The 25,123-nt window shown below is 72.7% G+C and carries 19 protein-coding genes; 6 read left to right on the top strand and 13 right to left on the bottom strand.

All coding sequences use genetic code 11. The features are described 5' to 3' along the window. Positions 1–75: 75 nt before the first annotated feature. Both ACFXG1_RS05840 and ACFXG1_RS05835 read left to right on the top strand, forming a co-directional pair. Positions 76–1,218, top strand: a complete 1,143-nt coding sequence (locus tag ACFXG1_RS05840; protein WP_384741320.1) for a glycerate kinase — start codon at positions 76–78, stop codon at positions 1,216–1,218. Positions 1,219–1,284: 66 nt separating this feature from the next. Next, on the top strand, positions 1,285–2,973 hold the full coding sequence (locus tag ACFXG1_RS05835; RefSeq protein WP_384741319.1) for a GNAT family N-acetyltransferase: 1,689 nt from the start codon (positions 1,285–1,287) through the stop codon (positions 2,971–2,973). Between the two features lie 57 nt (positions 2,974–3,030). Here the strand turns inward: ACFXG1_RS05835 and ACFXG1_RS05830 are convergent, their stop codons facing one another. The 10 genes from ACFXG1_RS05830 to ACFXG1_RS05785 form a co-directional block, all read right to left on the bottom strand. Beyond that, positions 3,031–4,884: an AMP-binding protein gene (locus ACFXG1_RS05830; RefSeq protein ID WP_384741317.1), complete on the bottom strand. Its 1,854-nt coding sequence runs from the start codon at positions 4,882–4,884 to the stop codon at positions 3,031–3,033. Positions 4,885–5,045: 161 nt separating this feature from the next. After that, complete coding sequence (gene pssA / locus ACFXG1_RS05825) at positions 5,046–5,912, bottom strand: CDP-diacylglycerol--serine O-phosphatidyltransferase (protein ID WP_384715298.1); 867 nt, start codon at positions 5,910–5,912, stop codon at positions 5,046–5,048. Next, positions 5,905–6,561, bottom strand: coding sequence for a phosphatidylserine decarboxylase (locus ACFXG1_RS05820; protein ID WP_384715302.1), 657 nt, complete (start codon positions 6,559–6,561; stop codon positions 5,905–5,907). The genes pssA and ACFXG1_RS05820 overlap by 8 nt, the downstream gene beginning before the upstream one ends. A 178-nt stretch (positions 6,562–6,739) precedes the next feature. After that, positions 6,740–7,948, bottom strand: coding sequence for an acyl-CoA dehydrogenase family protein (locus tag ACFXG1_RS05815; RefSeq protein WP_384715305.1), 1,209 nt, complete (start codon positions 7,946–7,948; stop codon positions 6,740–6,742). Continuing rightward, positions 7,945–8,460, bottom strand: a complete 516-nt coding sequence (locus tag ACFXG1_RS05810) for a MaoC family dehydratase (protein ID WP_384715317.1) — start codon at positions 8,458–8,460, stop codon at positions 7,945–7,947. Before ACFXG1_RS05810 ends, ACFXG1_RS05815 begins: the two co-directional genes overlap by 4 nt. A 5-nt stretch (positions 8,461–8,465) precedes the next feature. Then, the gene (locus ACFXG1_RS05805; protein ID WP_384715308.1) at positions 8,466–9,437 is read right to left on the bottom strand and encodes an HpcH/HpaI aldolase/citrate lyase family protein; all 972 of its coding nucleotides are present in this window, start codon (positions 9,435–9,437) and stop codon (positions 8,466–8,468) included. Beyond that, positions 9,434–11,482 carry a protein meaA gene (locus ACFXG1_RS05800; RefSeq protein WP_384715311.1) on the bottom strand — a complete coding sequence of 683 codons (2,049 nt, stop codon included), beginning with the start codon at positions 11,480–11,482 and terminating at the stop codon, positions 9,434–9,436. Before ACFXG1_RS05800 ends, ACFXG1_RS05805 begins: the two co-directional genes overlap by 4 nt. 12 nt (positions 11,483–11,494) lie before the next feature. After that, on the bottom strand, positions 11,495–12,832 hold the full coding sequence (ccrA, locus tag ACFXG1_RS05795) for a crotonyl-CoA carboxylase/reductase (RefSeq protein WP_384715314.1): 1,338 nt from the start codon (positions 12,830–12,832) through the stop codon (positions 11,495–11,497). A gap of 807 nt (positions 12,833–13,639) precedes the next feature. Continuing rightward, positions 13,640–14,476 carry a TetR family transcriptional regulator gene (locus ACFXG1_RS05790; protein ID WP_384741315.1) on the bottom strand — a complete coding sequence of 279 codons (837 nt, stop codon included), beginning with the start codon at positions 14,474–14,476 and terminating at the stop codon, positions 13,640–13,642. 143 nt (positions 14,477–14,619) lie between these two features. After that, positions 14,620–16,422 carry a 3-hydroxyacyl-CoA dehydrogenase family protein gene (locus ACFXG1_RS05785; protein ID WP_384741313.1) on the bottom strand — a complete coding sequence of 601 codons (1,803 nt, stop codon included), beginning with the start codon at positions 16,420–16,422 and terminating at the stop codon, positions 14,620–14,622. Positions 16,423–16,806: 384 nt separating this feature from the next. On the opposite strand from ACFXG1_RS05785, the gene ACFXG1_RS05780 reads away from it, so the two are divergent. Then, positions 16,807–17,388: a HEAT repeat domain-containing protein gene (locus tag ACFXG1_RS05780; RefSeq protein ID WP_384720723.1), complete on the top strand. Its 582-nt coding sequence runs from the start codon at positions 16,807–16,809 to the stop codon at positions 17,386–17,388. Positions 17,389–17,508: 120 nt separating this feature from the next. On the opposite strand, the gene ACFXG1_RS05775 is transcribed toward ACFXG1_RS05780, so the two are convergent. Beyond that, entirely contained in the window at positions 17,509–18,099 is a 591-nt protein-coding gene (locus ACFXG1_RS05775; protein ID WP_384720726.1) for a hypothetical protein, read from the bottom strand. 229 nt (positions 18,100–18,328) lie between these two features. On the opposite strand from ACFXG1_RS05775, the gene ACFXG1_RS05770 reads away from it, so the two are divergent. Continuing rightward, complete coding sequence (locus tag ACFXG1_RS05770; protein WP_384741310.1) at positions 18,329–19,687, top strand: helix-turn-helix domain-containing protein; 1,359 nt, start codon at positions 18,329–18,331, stop codon at positions 19,685–19,687. Between the two features lie 6 nt (positions 19,688–19,693). On the opposite strand, the gene ACFXG1_RS05765 is transcribed toward ACFXG1_RS05770, so the two are convergent. Both ACFXG1_RS05765 and ACFXG1_RS05760 read right to left on the bottom strand, forming a co-directional pair. Beyond that, complete coding sequence (locus ACFXG1_RS05765) at positions 19,694–20,224, bottom strand: GNAT family N-acetyltransferase (protein WP_384741308.1); 531 nt, start codon at positions 20,222–20,224, stop codon at positions 19,694–19,696. A gap of 62 nt (positions 20,225–20,286) precedes the next feature. After that, positions 20,287–21,336 carry an Rv2578c family radical SAM protein gene (locus ACFXG1_RS05760; protein ID WP_384718742.1) on the bottom strand — a complete coding sequence of 350 codons (1,050 nt, stop codon included), beginning with the start codon at positions 21,334–21,336 and terminating at the stop codon, positions 20,287–20,289. A 169-nt stretch (positions 21,337–21,505) separates the two neighbouring features. Between ACFXG1_RS05760 and ACFXG1_RS05755 the strand changes: the two genes are divergently transcribed. Further along, the gene (locus ACFXG1_RS05755; protein WP_384718740.1) at positions 21,506–21,952 is read left to right on the top strand and encodes an SRPBCC family protein; all 447 of its coding nucleotides are present in this window, start codon (positions 21,506–21,508) and stop codon (positions 21,950–21,952) included. A 564-nt stretch (positions 21,953–22,516) separates the two neighbouring features. After that, positions 22,517–24,979, top strand: coding sequence for an MFS transporter (locus ACFXG1_RS05750; protein WP_384718738.1), 2,463 nt, complete (start codon positions 22,517–22,519; stop codon positions 24,977–24,979). The last annotated feature ends 144 nt before the right edge of the window (positions 24,980–25,123 follow it).

The raw sequence follows: 25,123 nt of genomic DNA, 5'->3' as shown, positions 1-25,123 counted from the left end.
GCTCTGGTCGGCGCCGCCGGCGCCCCGATAGGGTCGCACCGGCGCGACTGCCTGTTCGACAGCAAAGGACGCAAGGTGACGGACGGCGCAGTGAACCAGCCCGCGGGCGCTCCCAGGGTGCTCGTCGCGGCTGACAAATTCAAAGGATCCCTCACGGCGGTACAGGTCGCCGAACGGGTGACGACGGGGCTGCGGCGGGTCGTGCCCGGCCTCGACGTGGAGTCCCTGCCCGTCGCCGACGGCGGCGACGGCACGGTCGCGGCCGCGGTGGCCGCCGGATTCGAGCGGCGTACGGTACGCGTCACCGGGCCGCTCGGGGAGCCGGTGACCGCCGCTTACGCCCTGCGGGACGGCACCGCGGTCCTCGAACTCGCGGAGTCCTCCGGGCTCCAGCTCCTCCCCGACGGTGTGTTCGCCCCCCTGACGGCGACCAGCCACGGCTGCGGCGAACTGGTCCGCGCGGCGCTCGACGCGGGCGCCGCGACCGTCGTACTCGGCATCGGCGGCAGCGCCGGCACCGACGGCGGCGCCGGCCTGCTCACCGCCCTCGGCGCCCGGCTGCTGGACGCCGGAGGCACCCCCCTGCCACCCGGCGGCGGGGCGCTGACCGCCCTCGCCACCGCCGATCTGACCGGGCTCGACCCAAGGCTCCGGGACATCGATCTGGTGCTCGCGAGCGACGTCGACAATCCGCTGACCGGGCCCGAGGGCGCCGCCGCCGTCTACGGGCCGCAGAAGGGCGCGGGACCCGCCGAAGTCGCCGCGCTCGACCGGGCCCTGGCCCACTACGCGGACGTCCTCGGCCCGGAGTTCGCCGACGCGCCCGGCGCGGGCGCCGCCGGAGGCGTCGGCTACGGCGCGCTCGTCGCGCTCGGCGCGGTCTTCCGCCCCGGTATCGAGGTCCTCCTCGACGTCCTGGGCTTCGCCCCGGCGCTGGCCCGCGCCACCCTGGTCATCACCGGAGAGGGCTCCCTCGACGCCCAGACCCTGCACGGCAAGGCCCCGGCCGGGGTCGCCGCCGCGGCCCGCGCGCGAGGGGTCGACGTGGTCGCCGTCTGCGGGCGGCTCGCCCTGCCCCCGGAGGAGCTCGGCAGGGCCGGGATCCGCCGGGCCTACCCCCTCCTGGCCGTCGAACCCGACCCCGAACGCTGTATGACCCACGCGGGCGAACTGCTGGAACGGGTCGCCGAGGACATCGCCCGGGACTTCCTGACCTGACCCGACCCGACCCGACTTCACCTGAACGGGTCGGGTCGTCCGCCGTCTCGCGAGAGGACACCGAGGGTGTGGATCCGTCCCGCCCGGCCCACGGAGGCCGAGGCGAGCGCCGCCACGGCGCTCGTCCTCGCCTCCAAGGCCCACTGGGGGTACGACGACGCGTTCCTCGCCGCCTGCCGGGACGAACTGACCGTCACGGCCGCCGACGTCCCGAGGCGGCGGATCGTCGTCGCCGAGGACTTGGACGGGGAGTTCGCCGGGGTCGCCGGCCTCGACGGCACACCCCCGCACGGCCGGATCGGCCTGCTGTTCGTGGCGCCGTACGCGATGGGCGCCGGGCTCGGCCGGGCGCTGTACGCCCATCTCGTCGAGGAGGCCGGGGCGCTCGGCTTCACCGGTCTCACCGTCGAGTCCGACCCCCACGCCGTCGGGTTCTACCGGGCCCTCGGCGCCCGCCCCGTACCCGGCACGGCCGGCGCTCCGCTGCCCGCCCTGACGGTCCCGGTCCCCGTCCGGCCCGGCTGGGCCCGCGCCTGGGCGGGCGGACGGCGCGCGGTCCACCTCGGGAACGTCGCCGAGTTCCAGGGACAGTTCGGCCCGCCGGTGCCCGCGCGGCGCCGGGACGCCACCGGGCGTGGGCGGGAGGCCGCCGCCCACTACGCCTGTCTCGCCGCCTTCACCGGACTCCACCCCGCCGCCGTCGTCCTGCCGCGCCGGGTCCCCGATGGCTGGCTCGCGTTCGTCGCCCGCCGCCTGCGGTGGTCGTCCGTGGAGGTCTACGACGAGACCACCGAGGCGGCCCTCGTCGCCCGGGGCGGCCTGGGGGAGCGCTGGCACGGCACCCCCGTCGTCGCCTGGGGCCACACCCCGGCCGTCGCCGCGCTCACCGGGACACCCCTTCCACCGGGCGCCCTGCGGTACGAGTCCAAGCTGGCCTCCCACGAACTCTTCACCCGCCTGGCGCCCGGCCACCCCGGGATCCGGGTACCCGACCGCTGGACCCCGCCCCACCGGCGGGCCGCCGCCCGGCTGATCGCCGCCAGGGCCCGCGCGGGCGCCGGCACGGTCGCCAAGACCGAACACGGCGCGGGCGGCTCGGGCACCGTCGTCCACACCGCGCGGCCCCGCGCCCGCTCCCTGCCCAGGGGGCCGCTGCTGCTGGAGGAGTACGTCACCGGCGGCGGCCACCCCACCTACGACGGCCTGGTCGACGCGGCGGGCACGGTCCACGACGTCGGCGTGGCCGCGATGACCATGGACGGTACGGCCTACGGGGGCGCGACCGTAGGCCCCGGGGCCGTACCCGACGACACGGCGGACCGCGCCGCGCGCTTCGGCCGTGCCGTCGGGCGCGAACTCGCCGCCACGGGCTACCGGGGCTGGTTCGACGTCGACTTCGTGGCGGACGGCACCGGGCAGCTCGCGCCCACGGAGACCAATCTGCGGCTGACCGGTCCTTCGGCGGCGTTCATGATCCACCGAAGGCTGGCGGAGGTGGCGGACGGGCTGCCGCTCGTCAGGACCGTCGACCGGGTACCGCTGGGCGCGCGGTTGCCGGACGCGGAGCTGATCGCCTTCCTGGAGCGGCTCGCGGCGCGCTGCGCCGCGATCGGCACGGTCCTCGTCCCCACGATCCCGACGGCGGCGTACGAGCCGGAACCGTATGTGGGCGTGGCACTGGCCGCGCCGACGGCCGACCACTTGGCGGCGGTGGACGCGTTGGTACGGGCGGAGTGCCGGGCGCTGCGCGTCTGAGGGGGCGGGGGAGCGTCGCCGGACCCCGCAGGCCCGGCACGATCCCCCAGAGACGGCCTAGCCCTCCTCCCGTTCGCGGAAGCCCGCGAAGGACGCCCAGAGCGCCACCACCGCCGCGGCGAGCATCATGGGGATGTTGAAGGCGTAGACCAGCGCGGCCTGGCGGTCCCAGTCGTCCTTGGCCGCCAGGCGGTAGAAGTTGTCCTGGGGCCACCAGGACGCCAGCAGATAGACGATCGCCAGATGGGCGGCGGCCGTCAGCGACCTGGGCGCGGCGTGCCGGGGCATCATCGTGCGGCCCGCGATCAGGAAGCCGACGCCCGCGGCGAAGGCCAGGTGTTCGGCGGCGTACAGGCCGCGGAAGAACCAGGCCCACGGGTCCGGGACCATCGCCAGGTCCGTGGATCCGGGCCACAGGACGTCCGTGAGCATCACGGACACCACCAGGGCGATGAGCGCCACGGGTCCGGCGACCGACTGGAGGGTCTCGTCCGGGGTCAGCGGCGCGCCCTTGCCGCTGGACACGATCCGGCCGGAGCGCGCCCCGGGCCGGGGCGCCGGGCGGGTGAGGGCGCCCCGGTCGAGACGGCCCGCCGCGGTCCGGGGGAGCGCGGCGATCCGTACCACCACCGCCGGGGTCTCCGCCCCGTGCCCCGTCGTCGCGAGAAACGCGCGGACCAGGGGCTCGTCGGGGGTGTGTCCCGGCTCGGCCACGATATGCGCGATCGGGCGGTCGCCCGCCGATCCGCCCGGGCCGACCAGGGCGTCCCGGATCGCGGGATGGGCGACCAGCGCGGCCTCCACCCGGTACGGGTCGACCGTACGGCCACCCGCCTTGAAGCGGTCGGCGGCCCGGCCGAGGAACTCCAGCGGCCCGTCGCCGTCGACGCGTCCCTGATCGCCGGTGGGGACCGCGTCGCCGCCGTCGGGCGGGGTCAGCCAGATCCGTTTGCCGCGCAGCTCGACCGTGACCCCGGTGAACGGGCGCCCCAGGTACGCGTGCCGCCCGGGCTCGCGTACCGGCCCGGTCAGCTGCGCCGTCTCGAACCACGTACCGCACCCCGTGACCTCCGCCGGGCCGTAGAGACCGATCAGCCGCGCCCCGGGCGCCAGCCGCCGCTCCAGCGCCACATGGTCGGCCAGCCGGACCCGCTCCCCGCCGACGACCAGCAGTCGCAGCCCGTCCGGCGGGCCGCCGGGACCGGCCGTGAGGGAGTCGGCGGTCACGGGGTCCGTATCGGCGACGTCGTACGGTTCCCGGGCGCTCAGGACCAGCGTCGCGCCCGCGCCCAGCACGCGGACCAGGGCGGCCGTGAAGGCGGCCGTGTCGGGCGCCGCCGTGACCAGGACCCGGTCGCCGGTCCCGAGCCGGAAGACCTCGGCCCAGGCCGTGTACGCGGCGCGGAGACGGGCGTGCGATACGGGCACGGCGCGCGGCGGGCCCGTGGTGCCCGCCGTGAACAGCAGCGCCGCATCCGGGCCCGCGGGCGGGTCGAGGGGCGCGTCCGACCGGGCGTCGATCGCGGCCGAGTCCCCGTCCAGGAAGACCAGGGGCCGGGTGAGGGACGGCACGAGCCGCCCGGAGTGGACGCGATGGCTGACGACCGCCCGGGCGCCGGCCAGCTCGGCGGGCTCACGGTCCCCGGGGGACACCACGGTGAAGGCCGCCCCGGTCCGCAGCACGGCCAGCGCCGCGACGATCACATCGGGGACCCGGAGCGTCCGGATCGCGACCAGGTCCCCGGGCCCGATATCCGCGGTCTCGGTCAGATGGCGGGCCAGCCGGTTGGCCCGGATGTCGAGCTGCCCGTAGGACAGCCGGACACGGTCGGTGATCACGGCGGTACGGTCCCGTCCGGCGGCCCGTATCCCCTCGTCGAACAGTTCGTGGAGCGTTCCCCCTGCTGCCATGACCGCCGATGCTCCCAGAAGCCGGCGCCCGCCGGGAGGGGACAACAGGCCGAAGAAGGCATGCGAGAGGCCGGGGCCCGGGACACCTCAGGTGTCCCGGGCCCCGGCCTCGTACAAAGGTCGCCGTCCCCGGCCGATCCGGCTGATCCGAAGGGAAGACCCTAGGGCAGCTGCGCCGCCCTGGCCTCCCGCCGGTTGTAGCGGAAGGTGTTCACCCGGCGCGCGGTGGCGAACAGCGGGATCACCGCGCCCAGCACCACCTGGAGCGCGCAGCCGGTCTGGAGCAGCAGCTGGCCGCCGGGCGCGTCGAACGCCCAGGCCGCGAGCAGCCCCATCGCGGAGACGATCCAGCCGAGCATCGCCACCGCGAGGACGCCGCGGGGCTTGGGGTACTCGACCCGGCTCACCATCAGCCATGCCGTACCGATGATCGCCAGCAGGGTCGGGATGAACGGCAGCTCCAGCAGGACGATGGAGACGACCGTCAGCGCCCCGAAGGGGCTCGGCATGCCCTGGAACATGCCGTCCTTCATGGTGACGCAGGAGAATCTGGCGAGTCTGAGGACGACCGCCAACAGCACCACGATCGCGGCCACCGCCGAGACCCGCTGATGGGCGTCGTCCGCGACCATGCCGTAGACCAGCACGAAGTACGCCGGCGCCAGCCCGAAGCTGATCAGGTCGGAGAGGTTGTCCAGCTCCGCGCCCATCGGCGAGCTGCGCAGCTTGCGCGCGACCAGACCGTCGCAGAGGTCGAAGATCGCGGCGAGCAGCATCAGGATCACCGCGGTCGCGGCGCTGTGCCGCGCCATGCCGGACTCCGTGCTGCCCTGCATATGCGGGATGAGGATCCCGGTGGTGGTGAAGTACACCGCCATGAATCCGCAGGTCGCGTTACCCAGGGTGAGGGTATCCGCTATCGAGAGCCGCAGGGAGAGAGGCATCTCCTCGGCGTCGTGATCGGCCGCCGTGGTGTCGGCGGCCTTCTCCCCGGACCAGCCGGGGGCCTGGGTATCAGGATCAATCACGGTCAATGCGAGTCACCCCCGCGGTGGTGGTCTGACCGACCTCGACCGCGACCTCGACACCCTCGGGCAGATAGATGTCCACGCGGGAGCCGAAGCGGATCAGGCCGATGCGGTCGCCCTGCTCGACCTTGGTGCCTTCCGGGATGTACGGCACGATGCGCCGGGCCACGGCGCCCGCGATCTGGACCATCTCGATGTCGCCCAGCTCGGTGTCGAAGTGCCAGACGACCCGCTCGTTGTTCTCGCTCTCCTTGTTGAACGCCGGAACGAAGCCGCCGGGCACATGCTCGACGGAGGTCACCGTGCCCGCCAGCGGGGCCCGGTTCACATGCACGTTCAGCGGGCTCATGAAGATCGCGACCCGGGTCCGGCCGTCCTTCCACGGCATGATGCTCTGCACCACACCGTCGGCGGGCGAGATGACCCGGCCCTCCGCGATCTCCCGCTCGGGGTCGCGGAAGAACCACAGCATGCCCGCCGCCAGGGCGGTGGCGGGCACGGCGACGATCGCGGCACCGCGGGAACGGCGGGCCCGGGCGAGGCTGACGGCCGCGGTGGCGACGGTCGGCAGAAGCCATGGCGACGATCCGCGGGCCAGACGTCCCTTGGGGAATCCGGCGCGTGATGCAGAGTTCTGGCTGTGGGGCATGGATGACCTTCGTAGCGGATGAATGCCGCGGTTGTCGGGGACGGCGGCTTTCCGGCGATGCTAGCGGTTGCGGGCAGCAACTGGGAAAGCCAGAAGCCGAGTCGGCGACGGGGTGCCGAGCACAGGATGTGATCCACTTCGCGTCATCGGGAGGTTTAAACCCGGGCGAACGTGACGATCAACCCTGGATTCGGTACTCCTCCAGCAGTCGGCGTCCGATGATCATTTTCTGGATTTCGGCGGTCCCTTCACCGATCAGCAACATCGGGGCCTCCCGGTACAGGCGCTCGATCTCGTACTCCTTGGAGAAGCCGTAACCGCCGTGGATTCGGAACGCGTCCTCGACGACCTCCTTGCAGTACTCCGACGCCAGATACTTGGCCATCCCGGCCTCCAGGTCGTTTCGCTCCCCGGAGTCCTTTTTGCGTGCAGCATTCACCATCATCGCATGGGCGGCCTCGACCTTGGTAGCCATCTCGGCCAGTTTGAACTGCACGGCCTGGTGCTCGGCGATCGGCTTGCCGAAGGTGTGGCGCTGCTGGGCGTACGAGATCCCCAGCTCGAAGGCGCGCCGGGCGACGCCGCAGCCCCGTGCGGCGACATTGACCCGGCCCACCTCGACGCCGTCCATCATCTGGTAGAAGCCGCGGCCCGTGGTGCCACCGAGTACCCGGTCGGCCGGGACCCGCAGCCCCTCCATGATCATCTCGGTGGTGTCGACACCCTTGTAGCCCATCTTCTCGATCTTGCCGGGGATGGTCAGACCCGGCTTGACCTCGCCGAACCCGGGCTCCTTCTCCAGAAGGAAGGTCGTCATCGATTTATGCGGGGCGGTGCCGTCGGGGTGGCCTTCGTCACTGCGGACCAGAACCGCGACGAGCGACGACGTGCCGCCGTTGGTGAGCCACATCTTCTGTCCGGTGAGGACGTACTCGTCACCGTCCCTGACCGCCTTGGAGGTGATCGCCGACACATCCGAGCCGAGCCCCGGCTCCGACATCGAGAAGGCGCCCCGCACCTCGCCCGCGGCCATCCTCGGCAGAAAAGCGTCCTTCTGCTCGGGCGTGCCGTGCTGCTTGAGCATGTACGCGACGATGAAGTGGGTGTTCACGATGCCCGAGACCGACATCCAGCCCCGGGACAGCTCCTCGACGCACAGGGCGTACGTCAGCAGGGACTCACCGAGCCCGCCGTACTCCTCCGGGATCATCAGCCCGAACAGGCCCAGCTCCTTCAGGCCCTCCACGATCGCCAGCGGATACTCGTCCCGGTGCTCAAGATCCGTCGCGACCGGGAGTATCTCCTTGTCGACGAAGTCCCGGACCGTCGCCAGGATCTCCCGCTGGACCTCGGTCAGCCCGTCCGTCCTGGCCAGCCGTCCCGTCATCGCGCCACCCGCTCCTTCGGCTCGGGGCGGCCGGGCTGCTCGCCGCCGCGCGCCTCGACGTACGACGCGTTCGGCACCATCACCTTGCGCCGGAAGACACAGACCAGGGTGCCGTCCTGCTTGTAGCCCCGGGTCTCCACCGAGACGATCCCCCGGTCGCTCTTCGACCGGGACGGGGTCTTGTCGAGGACCGTCGTCTCGCCGTAGACCGTGTCGCCGTGGAAGGTGGGCGCCACATGCCGCAGCGACTCGATCTCCAGATTGGCGATCGCCTTCCCCGAGACGTCCGGCACCGACATCCCCAGCAGCAGGGAGTAGACGTAGTTGCCCACCACCACATTGCGCCCGAAGTCCGTCGAGCCCTCCGCGTAGTGCGCGTCCAGATGCAGCGGATGGTGGTTCATGGTCAGCAGACAGAAGAGGTGGTCGTCGTACTCGGTGACCGTCTTGCCGGGCCAGTGCTTGTACACGGCGCCGACCTCGAACTCCTCGTAGGTGCGGCCGAACTGCATCGTGCTCATGCCTCCGGGGGTGTGAAGGAGCCGGTACGCGTCATACCGGCGGCGCGGCCCTTGCCCGAGACCACCAGCGCCATCTTCCGGCTGGCCTCGTCGATCATCTCGTCGCCGAGCATCGCCGAACCCTTCCTGCCGCCCGCCTCCGAGGTGTAGTAGGCGTAGGCGTCGAGGATCAGCTCGGCGTGGTCGTAGTCCTCCTGCGACGGCGAGAACACCTCGTTCGCCGCCTCCACCTGGCCGGGGTGCAGCACCCACTTGCCGTCGTACCCCAGCGCGGCGGCCCGCCCGGCGACCTCGCGGAAGCCGTCCACGTTCCGGATCTGGAGATAGGGGCCGTCGATGGCCTGGAGGTCGTGCATCCGGGCGGCCATCAGGATCCGCATCAGGATGTAGTGGTACGCGTCCGCCGGATAGCCCGGCGGCTGCTCGCCCACCACCAGCGACTTCATATTGATCGACGCCATGAAGTCGGCGGGACCGAAGACGATCGTCTCCAGCCGGGGCGAAGCCGCCGCGATGGCGTCCACATTCACCAGGCCCCGGGCGTTCTCGATCTGCGCCTCGATACCGATCCGGCCGACGTCGAGGCCCATCGTCTTCTCGATCTGGGTGAGCAGCAGGTCCAGCGCCACGATCTGCTGGGCGTCCTGCACCTTCGGCAGCATGATGCAGTCGAGATTCGCGCCGGCGCCCTCGACGACCGTCACCACATCGCGATAGGTCCACTCGGTGGTCCAGTCGTTCACCCGGACCACCCGGGTCTTGTTCCCCCACTCCCCTTCATTGAGGAACTTCACGATCGTATGCCGGGCCTCCGGCTTCGCCAGCGGGGCGCAGGCGTCCTCCAGGTCGAGGAAGACCTGGTCGGCCGCGAGGCCCTGGGCCTTCTCCAGGAACCGGGGATTGGAGCCGGGCACCGCGAGACAGGAGCGGCGGGGCCGCAGCGGCCGGTCGGCGAGGGGGCGGATCATACGGGGACCTCCAGAGGGTCGAGCTGATGCGCTTGCCGGATCTCGTCGACGATACGGCCGATGATCTCCGTGATACCGAAGTCCTTCGGGGTGAAGACGGCGGCCACCCCGTCCGCCAGCAGCCGGGCCGCGTCCGCGCCCGGGATGATCCCGCCGACCACCACCGGGAGATCGCCCGCCCCGGCCGCCCGCAGCCGCGCCACGACATCCGGCACCAGCTCGGCGTGCGAGCCCGACAGGATGGAGAGCCCCACACAGTGGACGTCCTCCGCCAGCGCGGCGGTCACGATCTGCTCGGGCGTGAGCCGGATGCCCTGGTAGACCACCTCGAACCCGGCGTCCCTGGCCCGTACGGCGATCTGCTCGGCGCCGTTGGAGTGCCCGTCGAGGCCCGGCTTGCCCACCAGCAGCCGCAGCCGCCCGGCGCCCAGCTCCGCGGCCGTACGCGTCACCTTCTCGCGGACCGCGGCCAGCGGGGTCCCCGGCTCGGCGGTCACCGCGAGCGGCGCGCCCGACACCCCCGTCGGCGCCCGGAACTCCCCGAACACGTCCCGGAGCGCCCAGCTCCACTCGCCGGTCGTGACGCCCGCCCGGGCGCACTCCACGGTGGCGGCCATCAGATTCCCGGTGCCCATCGCCGTCTTCTTCAGTACGGTCAGCGCCTCGGTCGCCCGCGGCTCGTCGCGTGCCTCGCGCCAGGCGTGCAGGGCGGCCACCACCCGGGCCTCGTTCGCCGGGTCCACCGTCATGATCGCGGTGTCCAGATCGGCGGTCAGCGGGCTCTCCTCGGTGGCCTGGAAGACATTGACCCCGATGATCTTCTCCTCGCCGGCCTCGATCCTGGCCCGGCGCTCCGCGTGCGACGACACCAGCCGGGACTTGAGATAGCCGGATTCCACGGCGGCCATCGCGCCGCCCATCTCCTCGATCCGGCCGATCTCCGCCAGCGATTCCTCGACCAGCTCGGCCACCTTGGCCTCGATCACATGGGACCCGGCGAAGATGTCGTCGTACTCCAGCAGATCCGACTCGTGCGCCAGGACCTGCTGGATCCGCAGCGACCACTGCTGGTCCCACGGCCGGGGCAGCCCCAGCGCCTCGTTCCACGCCGGGAGCTGTACGGCCCGGGCCCTGGCGTCCTTGGAGAGCGTGACCGCCAGCATCTCCAGCACGATCCGCTGGACGTTGTTCTCCGGCTGGGCCTCGGTGAGACCGAGGGAGTTGACCTGGACGCCGTAGCGGAAGCGGCGCTGCTTGGCGTCCTCGACGCCGTACCGCTCCCGGGTGATCCGGTCCCAGATCCGGCCGAAGGCCCGCATCTTGCACATCTCCTCGACGAAGCGGACGCCCGCGTTCACGAAGAAGGAGATCCGGCCCACCACCTCGCCCCTGCGGTCGTCGGGGATCTGCCCGGACGCGAAGACGGCGTCCAGTACGGCGACCGCCGTCGCCATGGCGTAGCTGATCTCCTGGACCGGGGTGGCCCCCGCCTCCTGGAGGTGGTAGCTACAGATGTTGATCGGGTTCCACTTCGGGATGTGGTTGACCGTGTAGGCGATCATGTCCGTGGTCAGCCGGAGCGACGGACCCGGCGGGAAGACATGCGTTCCGCGCGACAGGTACTCCTTGACGATGTCGTTCTGGGTGGTGCCCTGGAGGGTGGAGATATCGGTGCCCTGCTCCTCGGCGACCACCTGGTAGAGCGCCAGCAGCCACATCGCGGTGGCGTTGATCGTCATCGAGGTGTTCATCCGGTCCAGGGGGATGTCCCGCAGCAGCCGGCGCATATCGCCGATATGTGCCACGGGCACCCCGACCCGGCCGACCTCGCCGCGGGCCAGGACGTGATCGGGGTCGTACCCCGTCTGCGTCGGCAGGTCGAACGCGATCGACAGACCGGTCTGGCCCTTGGCGAGATTGCGCCGGTACAACTCGTTGGACGCCTCGGCGGTGGAGTGCCCGGCGTACGTCCGCATCAGCCACGGCCGGTCCTTCGGCCGCGGCGCCTCTTTCCGGTCCTTCCGGTCCTTCCGGGAGTCGGTCATCCGCCCCGCGCCTCAGACGTTCCGGAAGCGGTTGATGGCGTCGAGGTGCCGGGACCTGGTCTCCTCGTCCCGCACCCCCAGACCCTCCCGGGGCGCCAGCGCCAGCACCCCGACCTTGCCCTGGTGGAGATTGCGGTGCACGTCGTACGCCGCCTGCCCGGTCTCCGCCAGCGGATAGACCTTGGAGAGCGTGGGGTGGATCTTCCCCTTGGCGATCAGCCGGTTGGCCTCCCAGGCCTCCCGGTAGTTGGCGAAGTGGGAGCCGATGATCCGCTTCAGGGACATCCACAGATAGCGGTTGTCGTACTCGTGCCGATAGCCCGACGTCGAGGCGCAGGTGACGATCGTGCCGCCCTTGCGGGTCACGTACACCGAGGCGCCGAAGGTCTCCCGGCCCGGGTGCTCGAAGACGATGTCCACGTCCTCGCCGCCCGTCAGCTCCCGGATCCGGGCGCCGAACCGCTTCCACTCGCGCGGGTCCTGGCTCCGCTCGTCCTTCCAGAAGCGGTACTCCTCCGCGTTCCGGTCGATGATCGCCTCGGCGCCCATCGCCCGGCAGATCTCCGCCTTCTTCGGGCTCGACACCACACAGATCGGGGTGGCGCCGCCGGCCAGCGCGAACTGGGTGGCGTACGAGCCGAGTCCACCGCTCGCGCCCCAGATCAGCACATTGTCGCCCTGCTTCATCTGGGCGCCGTTGCGGGAGACGAGCTGGCGGTACGCGGTGGAGTTCACCAGACCCGGCGCCGCGGCCTCCTCCCAGCTGAGGTGGGCGGGCTTGGGCATCAGCTGGTTCGACTTGACCAGCGCCAGCTCCGCCAGACCGCCGAAGTTGGTCTCGAAGCCCCAGATGCGCTGCTCCGGGTCGAGCATGGTGTCGTTGTGCCCGTCCGAGGACTCCAGCTCCACGGAGAGGCAGTGCGCGACGACCTCGTCGCCGGGCCGCCAGGCGTTCACGCCGGGACCGGTGCGCAGGACGACGCCCGCCAGGTCCGAGCCGATGACGTGGTACGGCAGATCGTGCCGCCGGGCGAGGTCGCTGACCCGCCCGTACCGCTCCAGGAAGCCGAACGTGGAGACCGGCTCGAAGATCGAGGTCCACACGGAGTTGTAGTTCACGGAGCTGGCCATCACGGCGACGAGTGCCTCGCCGGGGCCCAGTTCCGGCACCGCGACGTCCTCGACGTGCAGTGACTTACGGGGGTCCTTCTCATGGCCCTCAAGGCCCGAGAACATCTCGGCCTCGTCCTTGTGCACGGTGACCGCGCGGTAGGACTCGGGGACGGCCAGCGCCGCGAAGTCCGCGGGCGTGGAGTCCGCCGACTGGATCGCGTCAAGGATTTCCTTCACGGTATTGCCTCCGGCAAAGCGCGTCGGGGTGTCATCGCGGACCCCGAAGAGGGTGAGGGGCGGTGCTGCTGCTGTGGAGGTGTGCCGTCGGTTCGGCGGGTGGAGCGGTGGTGCGTGGCCCGCGCGGTCGCGCGGCGGAAAGCCTGTGACGCAGGCGTCCGGGCACACGGGCCGCGCGGTGCGCGGGCCGCGGGGACGGGACCGGCGAGAGTTTGGTGACTACGGGCCGGCCGCCCGGACGCCTTCAAGGTATGGCACGCCGTGCCAACTGACAAGACACTCCGTGCCAGTTCTTTCGCGAGGGGTTTCCCCGGGGCCCCCGCCCCCGTCAAGTGCTCGCCCCTCGGGACCTCCGGCGCCCCGCCCCCGTCAAGTGCTCGCCCCACGGGGCGGGGTTTTGTTTCGGCCGCGGCCCGGTGCGTGGTTGCTCGCGCAGTTCCCCGCGCCCCTAAAAGCCTCCACCTTCCGCAGGACGGGATGTCGGGCATCCAGGGGCGCGGGGAACTGCGCGACAAGCCATCCACCGGCCTGCGGGCCGAAGAGCACCGGTGGACGCCGGACGCGTCCGGTCCTGGGACCCGGGCCACGGGTAGCCAAGGCGCTGGGGGTCCCCCCATCACCGAAGGCATAGGTGGGGGTCCCCCCGCGCCGCCAGGCGCAGGGGGAGGAACTGCGCGACAAGCCCATCGCCGGGCCGGGCCCGAAACGCAATCCTGCCCGGAGGGGCAAGCCATTGCAGGGGCGCGGGGAACGGGGCTGGGGCACCGCGCCCCGGGGGTACCGGGTGCCCCCGGGGTGGGGGAACCCTCAGCGGGAGGCGGTCCGGTGGGACTGGAGGGCTTTTTCGATCGTGCGCATGACGTCCGGCAGCGGCGCGTCCGTTCGCGCCACCGCCACCAGGACCTCCTCGTGCGGCGTCGCCACCGTCACCATCGGCGTCTCCACGGCCGGCGGCCGGCCCGCCATGATGCCCGTACCGAAAGTGTCCCTGACAATGGCGAAGGCGTGGTCCAGCTGGGCTTCCACATCGCCCTGTCCGCCCGCCCGCAGCCACCGCCGCAGGACATGGTTGTGCGCCGTGACGACCGCCGACGCGGCGACCTCCGCCAGCAGCGGATCGTCGTTGCCGTCGTGGTGGTCGCGCTCGTCGAAGTGGCCCAGCAGATAGCGGGTGAAGAGCCGCTCGTACCGCGCCACCGACGCGATCTCCCGCTCCCGGAGCGTCGGCACCTCACGGGTCAGCCGGTAGCGCTCGACGGAGACGGCCGGGGACGACGCGTACATCCGCATCACTTCCTTGATGCCCCGGCAGACCGTGTCCAGCGGATGCTCGTGCGGCGGCGCCGCGTTCAGCACCGCCTCCGCGCGGACCAGGGTGTCGTCGTGGTCCGGGAAGATCGCCTCCTCCTTGGAGCGGAAGTGGCGGAAGAAGGTGCGCCGCGCGACCCCGGCCGCCGCCGCGATCTCGTCGACGGTCGTCGCCTCGTACCCCTTGGTGGCGAAGAGCTCCATCGCCGCCGTCGCCAGTTCGCGGCGCATCTTCAGACGCTGCGCCGCCGCGCGGGTGCCCGCGGCGCTCTCGGGCGCGTCCGTGGCGGACTTCGGTCGGGTCGTACGACTGCGGGGATCAGCGGGCTGGGCCATGACCCGAACGTACTGCATGCGTACGGACGCCCGCGCCTTCGGCCGCCCGGTGGACACCGGCACGGGCGCACCGGCCCGGCCGGGGGCCCGCGGGCCGCCCGTGGCCCCGTCCCCGGCCACGGGCGGCCCCGGTGGCGACCCGGTCACCGGCGGGCGTACTCGCGGAAACCGCGCCCCGTCTTCCGGCCCAGGCATCCCGCCGCCACCAGGTGCTCCAGCAGCGGCGCCGGCGCCAGACCGGGGTCGCGGAACTCCTCGTGCAGGACCTTCTCGATCGCCAGGGACACATCGAGGCCGACCACGTCGAGCAGTTCGAACGGCCCCATCGGATAGCCGCCGCCCAGCTTGATCGCCGCGTCGATGTCGTCGACCGACGCGTAGTGCTGCTCCAGCATCTTCACCGCGTTGTTGAGATACGGGAACAGCAGCGCGTTCACGATGAATCCGGCCCGGTCGCCGCAGTCCACCGGATGCTTCTTGATCGTCGCGGTCACCGCCCGGACCGTGGCGTGGACGTCGTCCCCGGTCAGCACGGTCCGCACCACCTCCACCAGCTTCATCGCCGGGGCCGGGTTGAAGAAGTGCATCCCGATCACGTCCCGCGGCCTGGAGGTGGCCCGGGCACAGGCCACCACCGGCAGCGACGACGTCGTGGTGGCGAGCACCGCCCCGGGCTTGCAGATCTTGTCGAGCGCCCCGAACAGGGCCCGCTTGACGGCGAGGTCCTCCGCGACGGCCTCCAGCACCAGATCCGCCCCGGCCAGGGCGTGCAGCGACCCGGCGGCCGAGATCCGGGCCAGGGCCGCGTCCCGGGCCGCCGCCGTCGTCCGGCCCCGGTCGACGGAGCGGGCCAGCGACGCCGCGACACGCTCCTTCGCGGCCTCGGCCTTCGCCGTCGAGCGGGCCGCGAGCACCACCTCGTACCCCGCCTTGGCGAAGACCTCCGCGATACCGCTCGCCATCGTCCCTGACCCGGCGACCCCGACGGACCGCACCTCCCGGGGCACGGCACCGGTCGTCGCCGCCGGGGACGGCGTCAGCGCGTCCGGCACCGCCTCGGCCGAGCCGGGCCCGGCGTAGGTGTAGAAACCCCGGCCCGCCTTGCGCCCGGTCAGCCCGGCCGCACCCAGCTGGCGGAGGATCGGCGCGGGCGCGTGCAGCCGGTCCCTGGTCTCGGCGTACATCGCGTCCAGCACGGTACGGGCGGTGTCGATCCCGATCAGATCGAGCAGGGCCAGCGGGCCCATCGGGAGCCCGCACCCCAGCCGCATCGCGGCGTCGACGTCCTCCCGGGACGCGTACTTCGACTCGTACATCGCGGCGGCCTGGTTGAGATAGCCGAACAGCAGCCCGTCCGCGACGAAACCGGGCCGGTCGCCGACCGCGACGGGCTCCTTGCCCAGCTCCCGGGCGAGCCCCGTGACCGCGGCGACCGCCGCGGGGGCGGTCAGCACCGAGGAGACGACCTCCACCAGCTTCATCGCCGGGGCCGGGTTGAAGAAGTGCATCCCGAGCACCCGCTCCGGGTGGCGGGAGTCCGCCGCCAGCCGGGTCACCGACAGGGCGTTGGTACCGGTCGCCAGGATCGTCCCCGGCCGGACGATCTCGTCCAGCTCCCGGAAGACCTGCTGCTTCGCCTCGTACGACTCGGGGACCACCTCGATCACCAGATCGGCGCCGGCCGCGGCGCGCAGGGTGGTGGTGGTCCGCAGGCGGGCGAGCGCCGCCCGGCGCTCCGCCCCGGTGATCCGGCCGCGCGCCACGGCGCGCTCGGTCGACGCCTCGATCGCGGCGACGGCGCGCCGCGCGGCGGACTCGTCGACGTCGATGCCGACGACCTCGCGGCCGGCGCGCGCGAGCACCTCCGCGATACCGGTACCCATGGTGCCGAGACCGACGACGGCGATTGTGCGCAACGGGGTGCTGGGAGTGTCCATCGGGTCCATCAGGGGACTCCAAGGGGGTGAGTGACGACTGATGAGGTACCGGCGGGGGCGGGCCGCGCGCCGGCCGAGCGGTGACCGGCGCGCGGTGTTGCGCCCGGGGCGTGCGGATCGCACCCGAGGTGCGTGGGCGGCGGGCCCCGTCCCGGGCCGTGCCGTACGCGGCGCGTGACCGACTCACGCGCCGTACCGTTGCTGCTCGCCGAACCGACCGCACTCGCGGCGGCTGCGTCACCAGGCCGCCGCGGGGCGTATCACGGGGGATACCCGCTCAGTTGAGGTTAACCGGCGGGTAACGAGCGCGCCAGACCCCGGTGGGCACGCTTCGGTGTGATCCGGGTCGCGATCCGCGACCGGGCCGCCACGGAACGTCGCTACGCTCGGACTATGGACGACGACGACGAGTTACGGTCACTGGCCCGGCGTCTGCGGCACGAGTCGGGCGCCTCGACCCTGTACGAACGACTCCTGGTGACGGCGGACCAGGAGGAGTTGGCGGCCGTGCTGACCGCGCCCGGGCGTCCCTTGTGGGCGCGGGAGCTGGCCGCGTTCCGGCTCGGTCGCGCCGGGGACCGCCGGGCGTTCGAGGCCCTGGTGCTGCTGCTCAACCACCGGGACCCGGAGCGGTGCGCCTCAGCGGCGCACGCGTTGTACGAGCTGTCCGACCCGAGGACACCTCGGGCGGCGGCGGCCCTCGCCACGAACGAACTGCGGGTGGCGTACGCGCTCGTCCCCGTCCGGCTGCTGATCCGGCTCCGGGCGCCGGAGTCCGCGCCCGCGCTCGTCACCGTCCTGCGCCGCCGGCTCGTGCCGGGTGATCCGTACGGGCGCCTGGCCCTGGCGTGCGTGGAGGGACTCGGGGCGCTGGGCGACCCCCGCGGCCGGGACGTCCTGACGGCGGCGCGGACCCGGGCGGATCTCGCGGCGGCGGCCGAGGCGTCCCTCGCCAGGGTGGTCGCCGCCCGCTGAGGGTGCCGTCGCCGGTGGCCTCCGCGTCTTCGGGTGCGGCCCGTCGCGGACGGGCAGGGCACCGGTCCGCGCCCGGGGCACGGGGACCCGGGGCACGGACCGGTGGATCGGTGGGGCGGATCAGTGGAGCTTGTTCACCGCCGTCGTCGTGGTCTTGCGGAACGCCGTGACCGCCGCGTCCGAGCCGTCCCCCAGCTGACCCCACGCCACCACCGTCACCGTGCGGCCGTCGCGGCCGACCGAGTACAGCGATACGTCGTTCGCGCCGCCCACCGGGTCGGCGGTGTCGATGCCGTAGACATACGCGCCCTCCTCCACCGGCAGCGCGCCGTAGAAGAGGGATTCGCCGACCAGGTCCGGGTTCTCGGCGCGCATCCGGTCGAAGCAGGTCGCGATCCGCTGGCGGAGGTTGGTGACGAGCTGCCTGGCCTTGGCCTCACTCGCCGCCACGGTGATCGTCTGGCGGGCGTTGGTGTCCAGTTCGGTATGGAACAGGCGGTACTTGCTGGCGGCCCCCGGCGCCGTCGCACCGGTGCAGAAGTCGTCCGGGAGGCCCGCCGTCACGGGGCCCGCGGTCCACGCGGTGAGGGCCGCGGGCAGCTGGGACGCGGAGAGGAACGCGGGCCCGGGGGCCGCGCTCGCCCAGGAGAGCGATGTGAAGGTGAGTCCGATGGCCGCGATGCTCACGGCGGCGGAGCGGAGCGTCTTCATCTGGTGAACCCCGTTTGCTCGGTACGGATAGGGCGCTCGAACCCGGCACGGCCGGGGACGCCGGGCTGTGCCGGTGCGCCGGGGAGTGGTCATCAGCTTCGGTACGGCGACCAGGCGTCCACAAGTCTTCGCCGCGCTGGAACCGTTCCACCCCCATTGACGTGGGAGAACACAGGGGGGTGGAACGCCGCCCGGAACGGCGGGCACGGATACGGAGGCGGGGAAGGCCGTGGGGGCAGTGGAGGGTTCGGCCGCCGGTGAGTTCGCCCGGCGGCTGCGGGAGCTGCGTGACGGCTCGGGCCGGAGCTACGGCTCCCTCGCGCGCCGTATCGGTGTCAGCGCCTCCACGCTCCACCGTTACTGTTCGGGCGCCACGGTCCCGGCGGAGTTCGCCCCGGTCGAACGGCTCGCCAGGCTCTGCGGCTGTACGGGGCACGAGTTGATCGCCCTGCACGAGGCCTGGGTGCTCGCGGACGAGGAACGGACCCGCCGCCAGGAGGCCGCCGCCACCGCTCCCCGGGTCGCCGCGCCCGAGCCGCCCGGGACACCCGGGCCCGCCGTGGCGGAGGAGCCGGCCGGCACCGTGGTACTCGGGAGCGGGAACAGAACCGGGCGCGGGTCCCGGCAGCCGCGTGCCGTTCGCCGCGCGGCCCTGGCCGCCGGGGTGGTGGCGCTCGCCGTCGGTCTTGTCGTCACGCTCGTGGTGTACGGGAACCGGCCGGACGGGCGGCCCGGCGCCGGGGCGGAACCGCGGGAGCGCACCTACGGCGGCGAACAGGCGGGCGGCCCCGACGGCGGGCCGCCCACGAGCCGCGGCCCCGCGCCGTCCGTGAGCCCGTCGGCCTCACGATCCGCCGTACCGAAGCCCGGAACGGCGCCCGGCGCGAGCCGGACGAAGGGTATGACGGGCGGTGGTACGCGGGGGGCCGCCGAGCCGCCGGTGGCGCATCCGGTCGCGGGCGCGCCGTTCACCTGGGGTGTCGAGCAGCATGTCTGGGCGTACGGCTGCGGTCACGCGTATCTCGTCGGCGGCGGGCCGTCCGCGGTGCCGCCGCCGCCCGTCGAGGCCGACGCCCCGCAGTGGGCCCGCTCGGTGGGGGCCGTGCACGGCGGGGAGACCCGGGTGCGGATCACCGTACAGGGCACCGACGACCGGGCGGTGGTCCTCCACGGCCTCCAGGTACGGACGGCGGAACGCCGCGAGCCGCCCAGGACGGGCGATGTGTACCGGATGGACCAGGGCTGCGGGGGAGTGCTCACGCCCCGTACGTTCGCGGTGGATCTCGACCGGCGGCGCCCCCTGGCCCGTTCGGTCCCCGGCCACGGCGAGAACGGCCCGATCCCGGCGGTCTCCTTCCCCTACCGGGTGTCGGCGTCCGACCCGGAGGTCCTGCTGGTCACCGCGAACGCCCGGGAGTGCGACTGCGACTGGTATCTGGAGCTGGAGTGGTCCAGCGGCGGGCGCCGGGGTGTCGTACGGATCGACGACGCCGGGCGCCCGTTCCGTACCAGCGGGGTCGCGGGGCGTCCCGTATACGAGTACGACACGGCGGCCCGGCGCTGGATCCCGTACACGCGCCCCGAGTAAGAGGCCCTAGTCCGTGCCGAGGTCGCGTACGTACCGCACCTCGGGCACGGACGCCCCGCCCACGTCGAACGGCTCCTCGGCGCCGTCGGGGCGGAAGCCCGCCTTCTCGTAGAAGCGGCGGGCGCGGACGTTCTCCCGGAGGACCCACAGCCGCATCGCGGGGTGGCCCGCGGCTCGGGCGCGGGCGGTCAGTTCGGCGAGCAGGGCGCGGCCCACCCCGGTGGAGAGCCGGGCCGGGCGGACGTAGAGCGCGTACAGCTCGGCCTCGCCGGGGGCCGTGTCGTCGTCCCGGGCGGCGCCGGTACAGCCCCAGCCCACGACGGCGCCGTCCCGTTCGGCGACGAGATGGGTGACGGTGCCGGAGCCCGCCGCGATCAGGCCCCGGAGCCGTTCGGCCTCCGTGCCGACGTCCATCCCGTCGAGATACGGCTGGGGTACGAGACCGGCATAGGCGTACTGCCAGCCGCGGACCCGGACCTCGGCCACCGCCTCGCAGTCGTCGTCCGTCAGCGTTCTGATCAGGGGGTGCGCGCTCATCCCGGCATCCTCGCCGGTACGCGGCCGGGTGAGCCAGTGGATTACGGCACCGGCGGGCGGCCTCACAGCAGGGTGAGCTGGGTGGGCCCGGCGGGCGCGGCCTCCGGGGCGGGCGGTGCCGGTGGGGCGATCCGGCGGGCCGCTCCCCGGCCCGATGGCCCGATGCCGTACTCGGCGGCCAGTTCATGCACCTGGCGGGTGATCCGCCGCTGGTACCAGGTGGGGGCGTAGGCCCCGGCCGCGTACAACCGCTCGTACCGCGATACGAGTCCGGGATGGTGCCGGGCCAGCCACTCCATGAACCACTCACGGGCGCCGGGCCGCAGATGGAGGACGAGCGGGGTGACCGAGGTCGCGCCCGCCGCGGCGATCGCCCGGACCGTGGCGCGCAACTGCTCGGGGCGGTCGCCGACGAACGGGATCACGGGCGCCATCAGCACCCCGCAGCCGAGGCCCCGCGCGGTGAGCGCGCGGACCACGTCGAGCCGCCGCTCGGGCGAGGGGGTGCCTGGCTCCACCGTGCGCCACAGCTCGGGGTCGACGAAGCCGACGGAGACGGATATCCCGACCTCGGTGACATCGGCGGCCCGGCACAGCGCATCCAGGTCGCGGAGGATCAGCGTCCCCTTGGTCAGGATCGAGAAGGGGTTGGCGTGGTCGCGCAGGGCGTCGATGATGCCCGGCATCAAGCGATACCGGCCTTCCGCCCGCTGATAGCAGTCGACATTGGTGCCCATGGCGATATGCGCGCCCTGCCACGGGCGCGCGGCCAGCTCGCGCCGGAGCAGTTCGGGGGCGTTGACCTTCACCACGATCTGGGAGTCGAAGCCGAGTCCGGTGTCGAGGTCGAGATAGCTATGACTTTTCCGGGCAAAGCAGTACACACAGGCGTGGGAGCAGCCCCGATACGGATTGACCGTCCATTCGAACGGCATCCGGGACGCCCCGGGCACGCGGTTGACGATCGAACGCGCCCGCACTTCGTGGAAGGTGATCCCGCGGAACTCGGGGGTGTCGAAGGTGCGGGTGGTCACCGCGGACGTACCGAACAGGGCGGGGTTCGCGGCGCCGGGGGCGCGGGTGGGGTCGTCGGCCAGGTGGTTCCAGCGCATGGTCGGCCTCCTCGGTGGTGCTCGAACCACACAATAGAACATATGTTCCCATGATCGGTGTCGGGCGCGCCGGGCCGGGGTGCCGTCCGGGGACCCCGGATTTGGGCCCGCGTCGGCGAGGTGGTTGGCTAGCGCCACCCCCGAAGTACCGATGGCTGGAGGAACGGCAATGGCGCAGGTCGAGGCCACCACGGAACGGATCATCTCGGCGAAGGCGGAGACGGTCTTCGACACCCTGGCCGACTACGAGAACAGCCGAGGGAAGCTGCTGACGGAGCAGTTCAGCGAGTACGAGGTCCGGGAGGGCGGCGACGGCGAGGGCACCCTGGTCCACTGGCGGCTCCAGGCCACGAAGAAGCGGGTACGGGACTGTCTGCTGGAGGTCACCGAGCCGACGGACGGCCAGCTCGTGGAGAAGGACCGCAACTCGTCGATGGTGACGACGTGGACGGTCACGCCGGCGGGGGAGGGCAAGTCGAAGGCGGTCGTCACGACGGTCTGGGACGGTGCCGGCGGGATCGGCGGCTTCTTCGAGCGGACGTTCGCCCCCAAGGGTCTCGCCCGTATCTACGACGGCGTCCTCGCCCGCCTCGCCGCCGAGGTCGAATCCGCCTGACCCCCCACCCCGGGGCCCCAGCCCCGGGGCCCCGGTGCGTAAAAGTACCCGCTGCCCCGGTCATGCCCGGATACAGGAGGGCCTGCGCCTCACGCAGGGCGCAGGCCACGGAATCCAGGGGCGCGGGGAACTGCGCGACAAGCCACCCACCGGCCTGCGGGCCGAAGAGCACCTGTGCATGCCGGACGCCTCCGGCATCGACCCTGACCCCGGGTAGCCAAGGCGCTGGGGGTCCCCCCATTGCCGAAGGCATAGGGGGCGGAACTGCGCGACAAGCCACGGACGGGCCGCGCCCGAAACGCGAGGGTCAGCGGCAACCACCCCCACCGCACCCCACAGCGGGAGGCGCCCGTCACTGGTTCGGGGGAACTCGCGTCGGCCTCCCCCTCCGCCCGCCCCGCCGCCGCTCGCGGCAAACCCCCTGTTCGCGCCCGACATATGGTCGTCGAACGTGGGCGCTAGGCCCGCCCCGGCGAGTCGGCGGCGGGCGAGCCGTCGTACCGCGCACCCCCAGAATGGCGCCCGCACAGAGACACGGCGGCGTCGAACGAGGGGAGCCAGGACGTGGGCGGCAGCACTCCGGTGCGGGGCGGACGGACCGCACCGCCGGCCTCCGGCGGTGGCGCGCTCCCCCCACCCGGCCCGGAACCCGGCCCGGAACCCGCCCTGGAACCCGGCCCGGAACTCGACTCCCGCCGGGTACGCCTCGTCTTCTTCGGGCTGATGCTCGCCCTGCTGCTCGCCGCGCTGGAGCAGATGATCGTCGCCACCGCGCTGCCGAAGATCGTCGGAGAGTTGCAGGGCCTGGACCGGATGTCCTGGGCCGTCACCGCCTACCTCCTCACATCCACGATCACCCTCCCCGTCTACGGCAAGCTCGGCGACCTCATCGGCCGTAAAGGCGTCTTCCAGTTCGCCATCGTCGTCTTCGTCATCGGCTCGGCGCTCGCGGGCTGGTCCCGCACCATGGACCAGCTCATCGCCTTCCGCGCCCTCCAGGGCGTCGGCGCGGGCGGGCTGCTGATCGGGGTGCAGGCGATCATCGCCGATATCGTCCCGCCCCGGGACCGGGGCCGTTACATGGGTCTCATCGGCGCCGTGTTCGGGCTGGCCTCCGTCGCCGGACCACTGCTCGGCGGCTTCTTCACCGACCATGTCTCCTGGCGCTGGTGCTTCTACTTCAACGTCCCTTTCGGCCTGGTGACGCTGTTCGTCGTCAGTGTTGTGCTGAAGCTGCCCAAGCCGGCCGTCCGGGCCCGTCTCGACGTCCTCGGCGCCCTGCTGCTCGCCGTCGCTTCGACCTGTCTCGTCCTGCTCACCAGCTGGGGCGGTACCGAGTACGCGTGGGGTTCCGCGACCATCATCGGCCTGGCCGCCGGGGCCGCCGTCACGGCTCTGCTCTTCGTCGTCGTGGAGGCGTACGCCCCCGAACCGGTCATCCCGCTCCGGCTGTTCCGCGACTCGGTCTTCAATGTCACCGGCCTCGTCGGGGCGGTCGTGGGGATCGCCCTGTTCGGCGCGGGGAGTTATCTGCCGACCTTCCTCCAGATGGTCGACGGGGCGTCCGCCACCGAGTCCGGACTGCTGATGCTGCCGATGATGGGCGGGGTCGTGGTCGCCTCGATCGTCGCCGGGCAGCTCACCAGCAGGACCGGCCGCTACCGGAAGTACCCCGTCATCGGCGGTCTGTTCTCCGTCGTCGGCATGTGGCTGCTGTCCCGGCTGGAGGCCGACACCTCCCGGCTGGAGTACAGCGTCGGACAGGCCCTCCTCGGCATCGGCGTCGGGCTGGTGATCCCGGTCCTGATCCTGGCCGTGCAGAACTCCGTACGCCCCGCCGACCTCGGGACCGCCACCAGCGCCAACACCTACTTCCGGCAGATCGGCGGCAGCGTCGGCGCCGCCGTCTTCGGGACCCTCTTCGCCGACCGGCTCACGGACGCCCTGGCGGACCGGCTCCCCGGCGGTGCCGGGCTGCCGCCCGGTACCGACCCCGAGTCGGTCACCCCGGAACTCGTCCACGGTCTGCCGCCGGACGTCCGCGACGCGTATATCGCCGCCTACGCCGAGGCCATGCCGAGGATCTTCCTCTATCTCGTGCCCGTGCTGGTGCTCGGCCTCCTGATCGCCTTCTTCCTCAAGGAGAAACCACTGGTGTCCCAGAACGCCCCCACCGCCGAACCCGGCACCCCGACCACCCCGAGCGTCCCGTACGCGTCCCCGGCCGCCGTGCCACCGGCCCGGAGCGCGCCCGCGCCGCCGGTCTCCTTCGGCGTCCCGGTCTGCGGCACCGTCCAGCACCACGACGGCACCAGCGTCCCCCGTGCGGCGCTGACGCTGATCGACGTCCGCGGACAGCAGATCGGACGGGGCGCCTCCGGCGACGACGGGCGCTACGCGCTGAGCGTGCCGGGGCCCGGGTCGTATGTGATGATCGCCGCGGCCGGCGGGCACCAGCCGCAGGCCGTGACCGTCACCGTCGGCGAGCGCCCGGTCGACCTCGATGTCGTCCTCGGCGGCGCGGGGCGGCTCGCGGGCGCGGTCCGTACCGCCGACGGCATTCCGGTACGGGACGCGACCGTCACGCTCACGGACGTCCGCGGGGACGTCGTCGCCACCGCGCGCAGCGGACGCGAGGGCGGCTATGTGATGACCGAACTCGTCGCCGGGGAGTACACGCTGGCGGCCAGCGCCCCCGCCTTCCGGCCCGCCGCGCTCCCGGTCAGCGTGCAGGCGTCGCGCGAGACCCGGCAGGACATCGAACTCGCCGGGGGCGCCGTCCTGCGGGGGACCGTACGCGCCGGGGGCGGCAGGCCCGTCGAGGAGGCCCGGGTCACCCTGCTCGACGCGGCCGGGAACGTCGTCGACACCCTGACGACGGGCCCCGACGGCACGTTCCGCTTCGTCGATCTGTCGTCCGGCGAGTACACGGTCATCGCCGCCGGGTATCCGCCCGTGGCCACCGTCCTTCGGATGGCGGGCGGCGGCAGGACCGAACGCGATCTCCAACTCGGCCACGCGGACTGACCCCTTCCGCACCTCGGAGGCCGCCCCGTCGACCCCCCCCCGCCCCCCGGGGGGGGGGGGGGGGCGCCGGGGCCCCCCCCGCCCAAACCCCCGCGCGGGGGGGGGCTGTTATTAAAAAAAAAAAGACCACCCCAAAGAAGTGTA

Origin of the sequence: Streptomyces sp. NPDC059248, from assembly GCF_042753905.1 — a bacterium.
Classification (GTDB): Bacteria; Actinomycetota; Actinomycetes; order Streptomycetales; family Streptomycetaceae; genus Streptomyces.
The sequence above is the reverse complement of the archived record's forward strand: the minus strand, read 5'-3'. Positions and strand labels throughout refer to the sequence as shown.